This window comes from Streptomyces sp. Ag109_G2-15, from assembly GCF_900215565.1.
GTDB classification, from domain to species: domain Bacteria; phylum Actinomycetota; class Actinomycetes; order Streptomycetales; family Streptomycetaceae; genus Streptomyces; species Streptomyces diastatochromogenes.
On record NZ_OCNI01000001.1, the window covers coordinates 2,324,770 to 2,340,653 of the forward strand.

13 protein-coding genes are annotated in these 15,884 nt (G+C 69.4%); 10 read left to right on the forward strand and 3 right to left on the reverse strand.

Features of this window, described 5'->3' with window-relative positions; genetic code table 11:
• Window positions 1-2 precede the first annotated feature (2 nt).
• Window positions 3-1,196 carry an RtcB family protein gene (locus CRP49_RS10155; RefSeq protein ID WP_097253087.1) on the reverse strand — a complete coding sequence of 398 codons (1,194 nt, stop codon included), beginning with the start codon at window positions 1,194-1,196 and terminating at the stop codon, window positions 3-5.
• Window positions 1,197-1,411: 215 nt separating this feature from the next.
• Here CRP49_RS10155 and CRP49_RS10160 point away from each other — a divergent pair, with 215 nt between their 5' ends.
• From CRP49_RS10160 to CRP49_RS10170, 3 genes are all read left to right on the forward strand, one after another.
• Window positions 1,412-2,230: a hypothetical protein gene (locus CRP49_RS10160; RefSeq protein WP_097253088.1), complete on the forward strand. Its 819-nt coding sequence runs from the start codon at window positions 1,412-1,414 to the stop codon at window positions 2,228-2,230.
• Between the two features lie 126 nt (window positions 2,231-2,356).
• Window positions 2,357-3,238 carry a DUF3558 domain-containing protein gene (locus tag CRP49_RS10165; protein ID WP_107487109.1) on the forward strand — a complete coding sequence of 294 codons (882 nt, stop codon included), beginning with the start codon at window positions 2,357-2,359 and terminating at the stop codon, window positions 3,236-3,238.
• Between the two features lie 99 nt (window positions 3,239-3,337).
• Entirely contained in the window at window positions 3,338-4,582 is a 1,245-nt protein-coding gene (locus CRP49_RS10170) for a DUF2637 domain-containing protein (protein ID WP_257033355.1), read from the forward strand.
• Between the two features lie 78 nt (window positions 4,583-4,660).
• Here CRP49_RS10170 and CRP49_RS10175 read toward each other — a convergent pair whose 3' ends face one another.
• A complete protein-coding gene (locus tag CRP49_RS10175) occupies window positions 4,661-5,677 on the reverse strand; it encodes a serine protease (RefSeq protein ID WP_097253089.1) in 1,017 nt (338 codons plus the stop codon).
• Window positions 5,678-6,194: 517 nt separating this feature from the next.
• Between CRP49_RS10175 and CRP49_RS10180 the strand changes: the two genes are divergently transcribed.
• The 4 genes from CRP49_RS10180 (at window position 6,195) to CRP49_RS10195 (ending at window position 9,570) form a co-directional block, all read left to right on the forward strand.
• Window positions 6,195-7,475 carry a hypothetical protein gene (locus tag CRP49_RS10180; protein WP_143669977.1) on the forward strand — a complete coding sequence of 427 codons (1,281 nt, stop codon included), beginning with the start codon at window positions 6,195-6,197 and terminating at the stop codon, window positions 7,473-7,475.
• A 178-nt stretch (window positions 7,476-7,653) separates the two neighbouring features.
• Window positions 7,654-8,175: a sigma-70 family RNA polymerase sigma factor gene (locus tag CRP49_RS10185; RefSeq protein WP_097257284.1), complete on the forward strand. Its 522-nt coding sequence runs from the start codon at window positions 7,654-7,656 to the stop codon at window positions 8,173-8,175.
• Window positions 8,172-8,864, forward strand: a complete 693-nt coding sequence (locus CRP49_RS10190; protein ID WP_097253091.1) for a hypothetical protein — start codon at window positions 8,172-8,174, stop codon at window positions 8,862-8,864. Before CRP49_RS10185 ends, CRP49_RS10190 begins: the two co-directional genes overlap by 4 nt.
• Before the next feature lie 76 nt (window positions 8,865-8,940).
• On the forward strand, window positions 8,941-9,570 hold the full coding sequence (locus tag CRP49_RS10195; protein ID WP_097253092.1) for a hypothetical protein: 630 nt from the start codon (window positions 8,941-8,943) through the stop codon (window positions 9,568-9,570).
• A 57-nt stretch (window positions 9,571-9,627) separates the two neighbouring features.
• Here CRP49_RS10195 and lysS read toward each other — a convergent pair whose 3' ends face one another.
• Window positions 9,628-11,370: a lysine--tRNA ligase gene (gene lysS / locus CRP49_RS10200; protein ID WP_097253093.1), complete on the reverse strand. Its 1,743-nt coding sequence runs from the start codon at window positions 11,368-11,370 to the stop codon at window positions 9,628-9,630.
• Between the two features lie 128 nt (window positions 11,371-11,498).
• Here lysS and argS point away from each other — a divergent pair, with 128 nt between their 5' ends.
• Genes argS through CRP49_RS10215 form a run of 3 tightly spaced genes read left to right on the forward strand, consistent with a single transcriptional unit; the run spans window position 11,499 to window position 15,853 of the window.
• Window positions 11,499-13,262, forward strand: a complete 1,764-nt coding sequence (gene argS, locus CRP49_RS10205) for an arginine--tRNA ligase (RefSeq protein WP_097253094.1) — start codon at window positions 11,499-11,501, stop codon at window positions 13,260-13,262.
• Window positions 13,263-13,319: 57 nt separating this feature from the next.
• Complete coding sequence (locus CRP49_RS10210; RefSeq protein WP_097253095.1) at window positions 13,320-14,195, forward strand: nucleic acid/nucleotide deaminase domain-containing protein; 876 nt, start codon at window positions 13,320-13,322, stop codon at window positions 14,193-14,195.
• Window positions 14,192-15,853 carry a hypothetical protein gene (locus CRP49_RS10215; RefSeq protein WP_097253096.1) on the forward strand — a complete coding sequence of 554 codons (1,662 nt, stop codon included), beginning with the start codon at window positions 14,192-14,194 and terminating at the stop codon, window positions 15,851-15,853. Before CRP49_RS10210 ends, CRP49_RS10215 begins: the two co-directional genes overlap by 4 nt.
• Window positions 15,854-15,884: the final 31 nt, after the last annotated feature.

Below are 15,884 nucleotides of genomic sequence, written 5' to 3' on the forward strand. Positions count from 1 at the left end.
CGTCAGCCCTTCACGCACACCACCTGCTTGAGCTTGGCCACGACCTCCACCAGGTCCCGCTGCTGGTCGATGACCTGGTCGATCGACTTGTAGGCACCGGGGATCTCGTCCACGACGCCGGAGTCCTTGCGGCACTCCACGCCCCGGGTCTGGTCCTCCAGGTCCTTGGTCGAGAAGCGCCGCTTGGCCGCGTTGCGGCTCATCCGCCGACCCGCGCCGTGCGAGGCCGAGTTGAAGGCCTTCTCGTTCCCGAGGCCCTTCACGATGTACGAGCCCGTGCCCATCGAGCCCGGGATGATCCCGTAGTCGCCGGAGCCGGCCCGGATCGCGCCCTTACGGGTGACCAGCAGGTCCATGCCCTCGTACCGCTCCTCCGCCACGTAGTTGTGGTGGCAGGAGATCTCCTGCTCGAAGGTCGGCTTGGCCTTCTTGAACTCCTTGCGGATGACGTCCTTCAGGAGCGCCATCATGAGCATGCGGTTGTACTTGGCGTACTCCTGCGCCCAGAACAGGTCGTGCCGGTAGTCCGCCATCTGCGGGGTGTCCGCGACGAAGACGGCGAGGTCGCGGTCGACCAGGCCCTGGTTGTGCGGGAGCCTCTGGGCCACGCCGATGTGGTGCTCGGCGAGTTCCTTGCCGATGTTCCGCGAACCGGAGTGCAGCATCAGCCAGACGGCACCGGTGGTGTCCGTGCAGACCTCGATGAAGTGGTTGCCCGAACCCAGCGTGCCCATCTGCTTGGTGGCCCGCTCCTCACGGAAGTGCACCGCCTCGGCGACACCGTGGAACCGCTTCCAGAAGTCGTCCCACCCGGCCGTCGCCAGCCCGTGGAACTGCCCCGGGTCCGCGGGGTCGTCGTGCATCCCGCGCCCGACCGGGATCGCCTGCTCGATCTTCGACCGCAGCCGCGACAGATCCCCCGGCAGGTCGTTGACGGTCAGCGACGTCTTCACCGCCGACATCCCGCAGCCGATGTCCACCCCCACCGCGGCAGGGCATACCGCGCCCTGCATGGCGATGACCGACCCGACCGTCGCGCCCTTTCCGAAGTGCACGTCCGGCATCACGGCCAGGCCCTTGATCCACGGCAGGGTGGCCACGTTCTGCAGCTGGCGCAGGGCCACGTCCTCCACCGTCGCGGGGTCCGTCCACATCCGGATCGGGACCTTCGCGCCCGGCATCTCCACGTACGACATGACGTTCCTCATTCCCCCGACAAAACAACAAATGGCTTAAAAGCATCAAAACGCAAAAGCGGCGCCAAGGTCTATGAAAAGGGACAAGGGACCGGCGTCCACGGCAGTGCGTGCGATACACATTGTGTCCAGGGAGCGCCCCGCTGCGGCAAGCGATTAACCAGCGGGGACACTGGACCACCGAACGAACGCACACCGTCGAGAGGAGCCCGACCGTGCAGCGGAAGGCGTACGTAACCGGCACCGCCGCCCTCCTCGCGGCACTGCTGGCCGGCTGCACGAGCGGTTCCGGCGGCGACAGCCCCACCGACAACGCCAACCCCGGCGACACCGGTACGGCGACGGTGGCGGCCCAGCCCGGCAAGTACCGCACGCTCCCCGAGCCGTGCGGCGTGGTCGACCACGACACCCTCGACTCGCTGCTGCCCGGCATCAAGCAGCTCACCGACCCCGAGCAGCGGGACAAGGCGTACCAGGGCGATGCCACGCTCACCTACAACACCGACCGCAAGGTCGGCTGCCGCTGGAAGGTGGAGTCCGCCGACGCCACCGACCGCCTCTCGGTCGACTTCGAGCGCGTGGTGTCGTACGACAACGCGGTCAGCGACGACGCCCAGGCGCAGAAGCTGTTCCAGGAGAAGGAGACGGCCGCCGACCTGCCCGAGCCGAGCAGCGCCACCCCCAGCTCCTCCGCCACCTCGTCCACCACCGGCACGCCCACGCCCACGGCCACCGCGAGCGACGAGGCGTCCCCCTCCGGCACGGAGACCTCCCCCGAGGCCACTCCGACCGACCTCCAGCCCCGGGTGCTGTCCGATCTCGGTGACGAGGCGTATCTGGACGACCAGCTGGGCAGCTCCGGCTCGACCGCCGAACCGCGCACGGTGACTGTGGTGTTCCGCACGTCCAACGTCGTCGTCACCATCGAGTACGAGGAGCAGCCGACGGCCACCGGAACGGTCCCGGACAGCAAGGAAATGCAGGACAGGGCCCGTGATCTGGCCTCTCAACTGGCCGACGCGCTGGGCGGCTGACCCCCGCCGAGGCCCGGTGTGCCGCCACCCGCAAAGCGCGGGAACGGAAACCGCACAGCTCCTTCACCGCGTACCGTGGCCCCGCAGGAACCCGCACGAACACCGAGCGTCACGAGTGAAGGAACCATGCAGCGAGCAGCCCAGCGAGACGACCGTGCCCGAGACCAGCGCGCCAAGCGCCTGCGCCGCGCTCTTGTCTGCGCGGCAGCCGTTCCCGCGGTCCTGATCACCGCCGCCTGCTCCTCGGACAGCGGCGACTCCAAGGACAAGGGCGGCGCAGGCGCCCAGCAGAGCGCGAGCAGCGGCTCCACGCAGCAGCCCTCGGCGAGCGCGTCCCCGACCGTGCAGGCGGCCGCGTACAAGAAGCTTCCCGAGCCGTGCGCGGTGCTGTCGAAGAACACCCTGACCGATCTGGTGCCGAAGGGCGCCAAGTCGGGCAAGGAGGGCACCTCCGACGACACCACCACCCGTTCCTCCTGCTCCTGGAGCAGCCTGGACAACAACGGCACCAAGGGCTCCCAGTTCCGCTGGCTGAACGTCTCCCTGCTGCGCTTCGACTCGGACGCGAGCCGCGGTCCGGGCGACAAGCAGGCGCACACGTACTACACCCAGCAGGTCAGCGACGCGCAGAGCGTGTCCGGGGCGAAGAACACCAAGTCGCAGCCGGTCGCGGGAGCGGGCGCCGAGGCGACGGCCGTGCGCTACGACCTGAAGAAGAAGGAGGGCGCCTTCAAGCAGCAGACCGTGGTCGCCCGGGTCGAGAACGTGGTCATCACGCTCGACTACAACGGCGCCGGTCTCGCGGGCGAGAAGACGCCGAACGCCGACGATCTTGCCAAGGCGGCGGAGAAGGCCGTCAAGGAGGCGGTCGCGGCGATCTCGGCCGCCAACGGTGAAGGTTCTGCGGGCAGTTCCTCCACGAAGCCCTCTTCTTCCCCCTCCAAGGCGGCGTCGAAGTCGCCCTCCTCCAGCGCATCTCCGTCCAAGTCGGCCACCGCGAAGAACTGACCGGCGTCACGTTCGTCGCACGCGTATGCCACTCTGTTGCGCGCAACAACACGCAAGGGGAGGGGAGTACGAGTGGCCGCGCCAATGCAGCTGACTCGGATGCACCGGATACTCATCGGCGTGGTCGTCGCCGGCGCGTTGATCATCGCCGGTATCGGCTTCGCCGGTTCCTACGCCGCCGTCCGTGCACTGGCCATCAAAAAGGGCTTCGGGAACTTCTCCTACGTCTTCCCGGTCGGAATCGACGCGGGCATCTGTGTCCTGCTCGCCCTGGACCTGCTGCTGACCTGGATCCGCATCCCGTTCCCGCTCCTGCGCCAGACGGCCTGGCTGCTGACGGCGGCGACCATCGCCTTCAACGGCGCCGCCGCCTGGCCGGACCCGCTGGGCGTGGGCATGCACGCGGTGATCCCGGTCCTGTTCGTGGTCGCCGTCGAGGCGGCCCGGCACGCGATCGGCCGCATCGCCGACATCACGGCCGACAAGCACATGGAGGGCGTCCGCCTCACCCGCTGGCTCCTCTCCCCGGTCCCGACCTTCCTCCTCTGGCGCCGCATGAAGCTGTGGGAGCTGCGCTCCTACGACCAGGTCATCAAGCTGGAGCAGGAACGTCTCGTCTACCAGGCGAGGCTCCACGCCCGCTTCGGCCGAGCCTGGCGCCGCAAGGCCCCGGTGGAGTCCCTGATGCCCCTGCGCCTGGCGCGGTACGGCGTGCCTCTGGCGGAGACCGCACCTGCTGGTCTGGCAGCGGCGGGCATAGAGCCGGCGCTCATACCTCCGGCAGCAGCGGATCTACCGCCGGTAGCTGCGGGCAATCGTGCCGCTGGGGCGGCACAGGTGGGCGCAGCGGCACCTCCCAGCGAGCAGCGCCCCCAACTGCCCAGCCAGCGCACCGGGGAACCGGAAAACATCCCGGACGAAGAGAGCCCCTGGTTCCAGGCTCCACGCGAAGTGGACTACCACGGCGGCTACGACCCCACCTTCGTCCCGCCCCCGGACCCCCAGTACATCCCCGAGGAGCAGTACGGGGACTGGTACGAGGAACAGCCCGTGGAGCAGTTCCAGCAGCCCTCCCCGGAGGACACGGGTAGCTTCCCCATCCCGGTGACCGCGAACCGCACCCGAGAGCTGGGCGAGGGCGGCGGCCCGCCGGAACCCGACGAGGAGGCCTTCTACCGGGTCTTCCTCCAGTCCATAGACGGCAGCTACCCCACCGCCGGCCAGTTCCGCGGTGACGTGGAGGCGACGTTCGGCACCTCCCTGCCGCAGCGCGAAGCGGAACGCATGGTCAACCGCTTCACCAACCGCCACACGGCGGAACTGCAGGACGACCACATCGCGTGACGCGTACGGGGAGGGGGCATCCGGTGTGATCGGGCTCGATCCGCCGCAGTTCCCTCCCCGTCCGATCTTGCTGCGGCATCACTGCGACAGCACTCCGGGCCGGGCGGGCGGGGCGCCGGCCACGGCCGCGTCGTACAGACGCCGGATGTCGGAGGCGAAGTACGGGCTGTAGGAGACGTCGGCGGTCGGCCCACCTGTCTTCCAACCGCCTATGCTCCCGACCACGTCGCCCCTGCCGGTGTGCGTGTTGAAGTTCGCCAGGAACGGGCCGCCACTGGTGCCCGACCGGTAGTCGTCGCAGGCGATCCGGAGGTACGAGCCGGGCGTGCCGTCGGTCGGCGTGAACCGCGTCGTGGAGTTGGTGCAGGTCAGAGGCTGCCGGTCCGTGCTCGGATAGCCGATCAGCCTGACTCGGGGAAACGCGTAACCGCGCCCGGTGACAAGGGCGTTGCCGCCCACGACGTCCTGCACCCGCTTGCCGTCGCTGCGCGCCCCGAGCCGTACGAACGCCACGTCCCACGGCGCGCCCTTCGTGTGCCCGCGGTCGTAGTAGCGCTGATCGATCCAGACCTGGCTGCGCCCTCTGGAGTCGGTGTCGACCGGGAAGATCCCATGCGGTCGCGGCCTGGCCGCGGTCCACTGCGGCACGAACGCCAGGGAACCGGTCCCGGCTCTGGAGTCCAGGCAATGGCCCGCGGTCAGCACGATGTTGTGGTGCGGGCTGTTGATCACGCTCGCGGTGCAGAAGTAGGAGCCGCTGCCCCTCTGCACATACATCCGCCCGATCATCGGCAGCCCGCCGAAGTGCGAGCTCCCCGGGCCGACCCCGGCACGCTGTGACAGGGGCCTTCCCGCGTCCGGAGACGGGGCCTCCGCCGGCGCCGGGCGCCGGTCGTCGGGAAGCGGCTTCGCCTCGGCCATGCGCCGGTCGGTCCAGAACCGCTGCGCCGCCGCGGCGGTCCAACGGGGCTCCGCCTGCGCAGAAGGCGACGTGCCGGGCGTTGCGGGCGAGGACACCGGGCGAGCGTCCGCGGCACCGGCCGTGCCGACGACACCCGACGTCGAGACCAGGCCGGCGATCGCTCCGGCGGCCATGAGAAGAGCACCGCGCCGACCGGCACGGTGTCCATGTGATTTGCGTAACGTCATTCGGCTCTTCACTCGGTGCGCTCCCTCAGCGGGTGAACGGACAGGACGAGCCGACAATAGGGGACCGCCAGTCGAGATTCGAACCATTTACTTTTGCTCTTTATTTACCTCAAAGGGTACGGAAAGTATCAATGTTCCGAGTACCAGGAGAAACCCTTCACTGGAAAGTTTGAACATAAATCTTTTCACCGATGACAGGGCCGCATCCAAGGAATCGACAATTCCGCGAGCACTCAAGTACCCAACTGACCTGCAATGATACAGATCCACAGAGGCGCGGCCGCCGAAATTTCATGATTCAATCATTCCGCTTTTCCACCCCCTGCGCACATCCGGATCCATAAAATCCGGACGCACCACATGGGTTCGAAATATTCCCCTTGACGCACGATCGACTCTGGGTTTCGATGACGATCGACCGTTTGGTCACACGGGGAAATTCATGTCTTTCAGGGGGATTCTCATGCCCGCTTCGGGTACCAAATTCCTGGCGCTGGCCACCGCGTCAGCGTTAGGTGCTTTGCTCGCCGTCACCGTGACGCCGACGGCCGAGGCCAACGACGGACAGCGAGCCACCAGCACCGACGCCGCGCTCCTCGCACACGCCAAGAAGGTCGCACCGCTGAACGCCGTCGCCAACGCCCTCGGCGAGCAGGGCCGCGGGGCGTTCGCCGACACCTACAGCGACCTGCACGTCGACGAGAACGGCGGTTCCGTCACCCTCCTCGCCACCGACAACACTCGGGCCGCGAAGCTGGTCGCCGCCGCCAAGCACGCCCACCCGGCGATCAACACCGCGCTGATTCGCGTTCAGCACGCCGCTTACAGCAGGAAGACGCTCGACCGGGAGATCGACAAGATCTTCCCTCTGGGCGCCGTCAAGGACGCCTCGAAGGAGGTGTACTACGGCGCGACGCCGAAGGCCGACGGCTCCGGCATCACCGTCGAGGTCAAGCCGAGCGCACTGCGGCGAGTCAAGGCTGCTCAGGGCACCCGGCTGGACGGCATCCCCGTCACCTACGTGCACGGCAAGATCAAGACGGCGTCCTCCTGGCGCTGGAACGACTCCCGTCCGCAGATCGGCGGCGACGTCCTCGTCGGCAACGCCCGCAAGTCCGGCTATGTCGCCCAGTGCACCGGCGGCATCGCCGCCGAGAACTCCCACGGACGCGACTACCTCATCACCGCCGCCCACTGCTTCCCCAACGGCGCGGGCGTCTACGGTGAGGGCGGCTCGACCCCCGGCCACTGGACCGGCAGCCACGGCAAGTACTTCGGCAAGGTGACCAGCACCAAGGACGGCTGGGACGCCCAGCTCATCGACAGCGGCCTCTACAACGGCAAGGGCTTCAACTCGGACGAGGCCGACACGCCCACCGGCAAGTGGTACGCCGTCAACAACGTCGCCTACTCCTACAAGGGACAGAGGGTCTGCCAGGACGGCGCCCGCTCGTTCTACAACCACAAGGGTGTCCCCTGCGACATCACGACCTCCAACGACGACTACCGGTACAGGATCCAGTGGGCCGACGGCTCCCTCCACAACGTGCGAGGCGTCCAGGGCAACGGGTCCTACTGCGGCACCGAGGGCGACTCCGGTGGCCTCGTGTTCGTGGTCAACGACAGCCGCCGCCGCCAGGCGCGCGGAATCGTCTCCGCCGGCGACGGTCCGGGGGAGATCGAGTGGACGGAGGCCACTGACATCCTCCACAGCTTCGGCCTGAAGCTGAACCCGCACCAGTAACCCGGCACCGCCGCGAGGGGCACCACAGAGCTTCCACCCGGAGCCTGTGGTGCCCCTCGCGCGCGTGGGCGGCATCCCGCGCCGCACCGTCCGCGGCGGCCGTCGAACTTCCTGGCCGCAAGGCCCCAACCGGACGGGGGAGTTGTTCGTGATACCGGGTGAGGGGATCGGAGGGAACGTGGCCGAATGGTCGAGGCTGCTGTCCGAGCTGGCGCAGGAGCGCGGCGCGGAGCTGAACCGGTACGGCTTCCTGCTGTGCGGCAACCGTGCGGAGGCCGCCGACCTGGTTCAGGAGGCACTGGTACGGGTCTTCTCCCGGCCCCGCCGTGCGTGGGAACTGGGGGAGGCGGAGGCATACGTGCGCCGCACGATGCTCAACCGCTACCTGGACCTGCACCGGCGTCGGACCCGTTGGATCCGCGCGCTTCCACGGCTCGTGTCAGCGGAGCCGGTCGCCGACCACAGCACGGACGTCCTGCACCGGATCGACCTCGTGGACGCCATGCGCGGACTGTCGCCGAGGCAGCGGGCGTGCGTGGTGCTCCGTTACTACGAGGACATGTCCACCACGGACATCGCGACGCGACTCGGCTGCGGTGAGGGAACGGTCAAGCGTCATCTGAGCGACGCGCTGGCACGGCTGGGCGCCCAGTTGCGGCCACCCGCACAACGCGCCGCGGGGGAAAGGCAGGAGACATGAAGCCCGAGGAGCTGCGCGAACAGTTGCTGGCCGCCGCGCATCACACACCGCTGCCGGAGATCGACACCGAGCGGGTCCGGACCCGGGTGCGCCGGCGCAGGCTCGCCCGGTACAGCGCCGTGGCCGGGGCGGGCCTGGCCGTGGCCGCCGCGGTGGTGCTGAACACGCTGCCGTCCGTCTCGACGCCGGAGATCAAGTCACCGGCGGACTCGGTGATCAAGCAGCCCTCCTCGACGAGTAGCAAAGCTCCAGGGGTCCCTCGTTACACCTGCGGCATGAGAATCCCGGCGAGTACCGGCCGGGGAGCCGTGACCGTACGCATCTCCGATGTGCGCTCGGCACGGGACGGAGCCCCGCAGGTCACCTACGCGGTGGACGCGACCGCCCCGTCGGTCCTGTCCGGCGGGCCACGGATCCTCGTCCTGAAGAACGGCCGGGTCGTAGCCGGTCAGGATCCGTCCGGACCGGCATCCGAGAACACCACGCACGGGGTGATCATCACCCCCGACCGTCCGCACCGCGCCCGTCTCGCGCCGGTGCCGGGCCGACCGTGCGCGGGAACCTCCTGGAGCTCGGTGTGGAAGGACGGCTACGAAGTGGCCGTCGTCCTGGTCACCCAGAAGGCCGCCCCCGCCGGCACTCGGGCCCCAGATTCAGTGATCGTCGCCCGTGCCCCCCTGGCCGGTTGAACGGCAGACCTCATGACCGGCTTCTCTTTCTCCACTCGCTCTGCTCGCACCGCTCAACCACCTCATGGAGGAACTCATGCGTCGCCTCTTGCTGCCCGCCGTCCCCGTCCTGCTGCTCGCCCTCGCCGGATGCGGGGCTGATTCCGACGCGGTGAACGGTGATCCGGCCCACCCCGCCCCGACCACCACGACCTCCCCGCCACTGAAGTTCCAGGACCGCTCCCTGCCCTGCGGCGGCACCATCGAACCCCCGGTCCGCGTCAGCGGCCGCGACGAGTCCCTGCAACTGACCGTCCCGTCCCTGCGGCGTCAAGGCTCCACCCTGCGGACCACCTACAAGATCACCTCCCACGACCGAACAGAGGCACTCAGTCTGCCGATCGTCGATGTCCCGCCCACGGCCCTCCTGCTCAAGCACGGCGTCATCGTCGGCCGCCAGAAGCCCGCCGCCGACACTGGTCCGAACGGCGGGGCGGCCCTCCTGTACCCCGTCGGCCGGCGCCCCTACACCAAGACCCTGACGGTCGACAGCCTCTGCTCCGGCACCACATGGTCCGACGTGGACAAGCACCCCGGCGACTACCAGGTGGTCGTCGTCATGTCGGTCCAGTCGCAGGGAGAGCCCTCCGACGCCACGCCGACGGACGGTGTCCGACCGGAGCCCCTCCTCGAAGCCACCCGTGACATCTCCACGCAGAGCCGGTGAACGCATGCGAGGAGGGGCGTCCGGTGTCACCGGACGCCCCTCCTCGCATGACGCGGCCTACTCCCCGAGCAGGGCCCGCACCCGCTCCTGCCCCACCGCAAGCAGCAGCGTAGGCAGCCGAGGCCCGGTGTCCCGCCCCACCAGCAGGTGGTACAGCAGCGCGAAGAACGACCGCTGGGCCGTCTTGATCTCCGGCGGCAGCTCCTTGGGCGTGGCGTCGGCCGAGAACCCGGCCTGCACCTTGGGCACGCCGTACACGAGATGCGTCAGACCGTCGAGCGACCAGTGCTCGGCGAGCCCGTCGAGCAGCAGCCGTACCGACTGCTGGGACGCCTCGTCGAGGGACTTCAGCAGCTCGGCGTCCGGCTCGTCCCGGACGATGGTGCGCTGGTCGGCGGGGACGTGGGTGTTGATCCACGCCTCGGCCCGGTCGTACCGCGGCCGCGCCTCGTCCAGCGAGGACAGCGGCTGCTCCGGGTCCAGCTCGGAGAGGATCCGCAGCGCCTGGTCCTCGTGCCCGGCGGTGATGTCGGCGACGGAGGCGAGCGTGCGGTACGGCAGCGGACGCTCCGTCTTCACCAGCTCACCGGCGGCCGTACCCACGGCCCGCGTGTACGCGGCGACGTCGGCCGGCAGCGCGGACCCGTCGGCGACCTTGCCCGCCAGCTTGTCCCACTCGTCGTAGAGCCGCTGGATCTCCTGGTCGAAGGCGATCTTGAAGGACTGGTTGGGCCGACGGCGGGCGTACAGCCAGCGCAGGATCTGCGGCTCCATGATCTTCAGAGCATCCGCGGGGGTGGGCACCCCACCGCGCGAGGACGACATCTTGGCCATCCCGCTGATGCCCACGAAGGCGTACATGGGCCCGATGGGCTGCTTGCCGCCGAAGATCCCGACGATCTGCCCGCCCACCTGGAAGGAGGACCCCGGAGACGAGTGGTCCACACCGCTCGGCTCGAAGATCACACCCTCGAAGGCCCACCGCATCGGCCAGTCGACCTTCCAGACCAGCTTGCCGCGGTTGAACTCGCTCAGCCGGACGGTCTCGGCGAAGCCGCACTCGTTGCAGGTGTACGCCAGCTCGGTGCTGTCGTCGTCGTACGAGGTGACCGTCGTCAGGTCCTTCTCGCAGTTGCCGCAGAACGGCTTGTACGGGAAGTACCCGGCGGAGCCGGAGCTGCCGTCGTCCTCGGACGCGGCGCCCGAACCCTCCTCGGCCTCCAGCTCGGCCTCGTCCACCGCCTTCTGCTGCTGCTTCTTGGCGGGAGCCTTCTTCGTCCGGTACTGGGCGAGGATCGCGTCGATGTCGCCGCGGTGCCTCATCGCGTGCAGGATCTGCTCGCGGTAGACACCGGAGGTGTACTGCGCGGTCTGGCTGATCCCGTCGAACTCGACACCCAGCTCGGCGAGCGACTCGATCATCGCGGCCTTGAAGTGCTCGGCCCAGTTCGGGTACGCGGAGCCCTTCGGGGCCGGGACGGAGGTCAGCGGCTTGCCGATGTGCTCGGCCCACGACTCGTCGACGCCCGCGACGCCCGCCGGCACCTTCCGGTACCGGTCGTAGTCGTCCCAGGAGATCAGGTGGCGGACCTGGTGCCCGCGGCGGCGAACCTCGTCGGCGACCAGGTGCGGAGTCATGACCTCGCGCAGGTTGCCCAGGTGGATCGGTCCGGACGGGGAGAGGCCGGACGCGACGACCACAGGTTTGCCCGGGGCCCGACGCTCCGACTCCTCGATGACCTCATCCGCGAAACGGGAGACCCAGTCGGTGGTCTCGGTGCTCTGAGCCACGATCGGCACGTCCTTCTTTCTGAACGGGGTGACACCCCATTCTCACAGACGGGCTTGCGTCGGCGAAAACGGCTTTGCCCCCCATGGGATACTGGCTGGGACTATCCATCCCCACGAGGAGAACGGCACCCATTCCTATGGCCTCGGTCACGTCCCTCAGCGATTCCGTCCAGCAGCAGCTCGCGTCTGCCCTCTCGGCTTCCCTGCCGGAGGCCGCCGGCGCGGACCCGCTGCTGCGACGTAGCGACCGGGCCGACTTCCAGGCCAACGGGATCCTGGCGCTCGCCAAGAAGGCGAAGGCGAACCCGCGGGAGCTGGCCACGCAGGTCGTCTCCCAGGTCGTCGCCGGTGACGTGATCAAGGAGATCGAGGTCTCCGGCCCCGGCTTCCTGAACATCACGATCGCGGACCGGGCGATCACCGCGAACCTGGCCGCGCGGTACGCGGACGAGACGGGCCGCCTCGGCGTACCGTTCGCCGCGGAGCCCGGCACGACGGTGATCGACTACGCGCAGCCGAACGTGGCGAAGGAGATGCACGTAGGCCACCTGCGGTCGGCGGTGATCGGCGACTCGGTGGTGCAGCTCCTGGAGTTCACCGGCGAGAACGTGATCCGGCGCCACCACATCGGCGACTGGGGCACCCAGTTCGGCATGCTCATCCAGTACCTGGACGAGCACCCGCACGAGCTGGACCACAAGGGCGGCCAGGTCACCGGTGAGGAGGCGATGTCGAACCTCGACCGCCTCTACAAGGCCGCGCGGAAGAAGTTCGACTCCGACGAGGAGTTCAAGACGCGCGCCCGGCGCCGGGTGGTCGACCTCCAGGCGGGCGACCCGAAGACCCTCGCCATGTGGCAGAAGTTCGTCGACGAGTCGAAGATCTACTTCTTCTCCGTCTTCGAGAAGCTGGACATGGAGATCCAGGACCCCGACATCGTCGGCGAGTCCGGCTACAACGACATGCTGGCCGAGACCTGCCGCCTGCTGGAGGAGTCCGGCGTCGCGGTCCGCTCCGAGGGCGCCCTCTGCGTCTTCTTCGAGGACGTCAAGGGCCCGGACGGCAACCAGGTCCCGCTGATCGTCCAGAAGTCGGACGGTGGCTACGGCTACGCGGCCACCGACCTCTCCGCGATCCGCGACCGCGTCTTCAACCTGAAGGCGAACACCCTGGTGTACGTGGTGGACGCCCGCCAGGCCCTGCACTTCAAGATGGTCTTCGAGACCGCCCGCCGGGCCGGCTGGCTGAACGACGACGTCACGGCGTTCCAGCTGGCCTTCGGCACGGTCCTCGGCAAGGACGGCAAGCCGTTCAAGACGCGTGAGGGCGAGACGGTCCGCCTGGTCGACCTCCTCGACGAGGCGATCGACCGCGCGTCGGCCGTCGTCCGGGAGAAGGCCCAGGACCTCTCCGAGCAGGAGATCGCCGAGCGGGGCGCCCAGGTGGGCATCGGCGCGGTGAAGTACGCGGACCTGTCCACGTCGGCCAACCGGGACTACAAGTTCGACCTGGACCAGATGGTCTCGCTGAACGGCGACACGTCCGTCTACCTCCAGTACGCGTACGCCCGTATCCAGTCCATCCTCCGCAAGGCCGGCGAGGTCCGCCCGGCCGCGCACCCGGAGCTGGAACTGGCGGACGCGGAGCGGGCGCTGGGCCTCCACGCCGACGCGTTCGCGGAGCTGGTGGCCGAGGCGGCGGCGGACTATGCCCCGCACAAGCTGGCGGCGTACCTGTACCAGCTGGCGTCCCTGTACACGACGTTCTACGACAAGTGCCCGGTCCTGAAGGCCGAGACCCCGGCCCAGGTGGAGAACCGCCTCTTCCTGTGCGACGTCACGGCCCGCACCCTGCACCGGGGCATGTCCCTGCTGGGCATCAGGACGCCCGAGAAGCTCTGACACACACCCCTTAAGGTCTGTGGAGACACCCGTCTCCACAGACCGAAAGGCAGCCCGATGCCCGAGCGCGTCCCCGATCCGTCCGTGGCCCACTTCGGCGAGAACGGCATGCGCCGCTTCTCCGTGCCCGGCTCCTACGGGGTACAGCTGCCCGACGTGGCCCGCGAGGTACTGGCGACCACCGGGGTCCCGCTGCACGTGACGCCGTACTTCACCGCGGCGGGCGACACCGACGGACTGACCCTGGGCATGACCGCCGGACACGCCGGACTGCCCGCTCCCGTCGGCCGGGACAACTGGCTGCGCATCGGTACGGACCCGCTGGCCCACCTGTGCGTGCGGCCGGACGGCGCGGTGCAGGCGGTCTTCCTGACGCAGGAGGACGACGACATGTTCGTCAGCTCCGACGTCACTGCCTTCAACGCCTCCCTGACGGCCCTGGACCGACGGCTGCCGGTGATCGCCGCCTCCACGAGCCTCCCGGTGGCCGCCGCCGCGTTCCGCGAACTCAACGCCGAGCTGCGGCAGATCGACGCCGCCGCCTTCGAGGACCGCGAGAGCTGGTGGCCGAAGGTGCTGGACGACGTACGGCACACCCTCAACTTCCCGTTCTCGTCCGCGTTCGAGTACATCGACGCGACGGGCGCCAAGCAGATCGTCACCGACGCGACGGGCCCGGGACGCGCACACCCGGAGGAACTGGTCTGGCAGCGCCTGCGGGCCGAGGGAGTCGCACCGGAGAACGTCCGGCGCGTCTACTGCGAACTGGAACCGTGCATGATGCCGGGCCACTACTGCGCGGTCTGGCTGCAAGCCACCTTCCCGCACGCGGAGTTCACGCACAGCTTCGACTACGGCGCCACTGCGGAGTCGCGCGAAGAAGGACTCAAGGAGTTGATCACGTACACCGCGAAGCAGGCGGGTGGCCGGTGACCGAGCTGCAGTGGTCCCGCCCCGCGGCGGGACGCGAACCGGCCGCCGCAGCGCTGCTGGCGTGGCTGGCGGATGCGGAAGCACCGCGGCTCTGCGTCGTCACCGGCAGCGCGGGAAGCGGCAAGTCGGGCCTGCTGGCGTGGCTGATCGCCCACGGGACGCGGGAGGGGGTGCAGCGGGAACGCCGGGTGCACGGTTTCGTCCCGCTCGCCGGCCAGACCGCGCTGACCGCCGCCTGGACCCTGGCCGAGCAACTGTCGGTGGCCGCGCGCACTCCGGGTGAGCTGGCGGCAGCGCTGGCGGCCGACAAGCGCCGTACGGTGATCGTGCTGCCAGAGCTGCACGCGGCGGAGGACCCGGGACATGTCACCGAACTCGCGCTGCTGCTGCTGGAGTCGACCCACGTCCGCCTGATCGTCGAGGCACGCAGCGACACCACCGAGGCCCAGACCCTCTCGGCTGCCCACTCGGCCGTGATGGACCTCGACCAGGCGCAGTGGACGGACCCTGAGCGGTACGCCACCTGGGCGGCCACCCGGCCGACCGACCGTCAGACGGCGCCCGAAGGTCCCACGGACGACATCGACCTGGACGATCCCGCCGCGGTCTGCGCCGCGGACCCGTGGCAGGTGTCCATCCGCTACGAGCGCTCCGGGGACGGTCACGGCGGCCTGCGCGCGGCGTGGCTGCGAGCGGGGGCGTCCCTGACCCGGGAACAGACGCCGGCGGACCGGGCCGTCGTGCTCCAGGCGGCCCTGGGCGACGACGCCGACCCGAGACTTCCGGAGAGGCTTGCCGACCTGGCCGCAGGGTCCGCGTGGCAGGTCGTCTGGCGCAGGGTGCGCGGCGATGTCCGCCCGCCGTGGCCGGGACCGGCACGTGCGCTGTCGTCGGCGCGCGGGGCGCTGATCGTGGCGGATCACCAGGGCACGGTCCGCCTGCTGGCCGAGACGGACGCCTCCCCGCTCGGCCGACTGCCGGAGCCGGTGCATCAGGCGCGCGCTGTGGCCGCCACGCCGGAGGGCGACGTCCTCGTCCTGGACGCACAGGGCAACCTGCACACCCGGCGCAGCCCTTCCGCACCGAGAGCCACGGGCCTCTCGGCGCTGCTGGACGACGGCCCGACGCCCCTGGACCGCCTGCTGGAGGCCGCGAGAGCCCGACTGGCAGGATCGGCCAAGGCGTTGGCATTCTCCGATGAACTGCTCACCATCGGCGACGCCACAGGCCGGGTACACGCCTTCACGGAGGCCGACGCCGAGCCGAGTTCCTTCGCGGTCCGGCTGCACGAGGGCGAGGTAGCCGCCCTGGCGGCACTGCGCCTTACGGTGTCCGAGGACGGACCCGGAATCCCGCTGATCTACAGCGGCGGTGACGACGGAACCGTACGGGCATGGAGCCCCGCAGCCGAGCCGCTCGCATCTCCCGTCCGGTCACGACCGTGCCCGGTGACGGCGCTGGCGGCCACGACCACGGACGCCGGGCCGGTGCTGGCCATCGGTTGGGCGGACGGCCTGGTCGAACACCACACCTTGGACGAGGACGGCATGGTCCGCACGTACTGGCCCGGAGCCCCGGTGCACTCGCTGGCGCTGACCGGCGCCGGAACGCTCCTGGTCGGCACGGACGAGACGCTGGTGTGCCTGCGCCCTGCCTGAAGTCATCAGCTCCCGTTGTCACAGTCCCGCC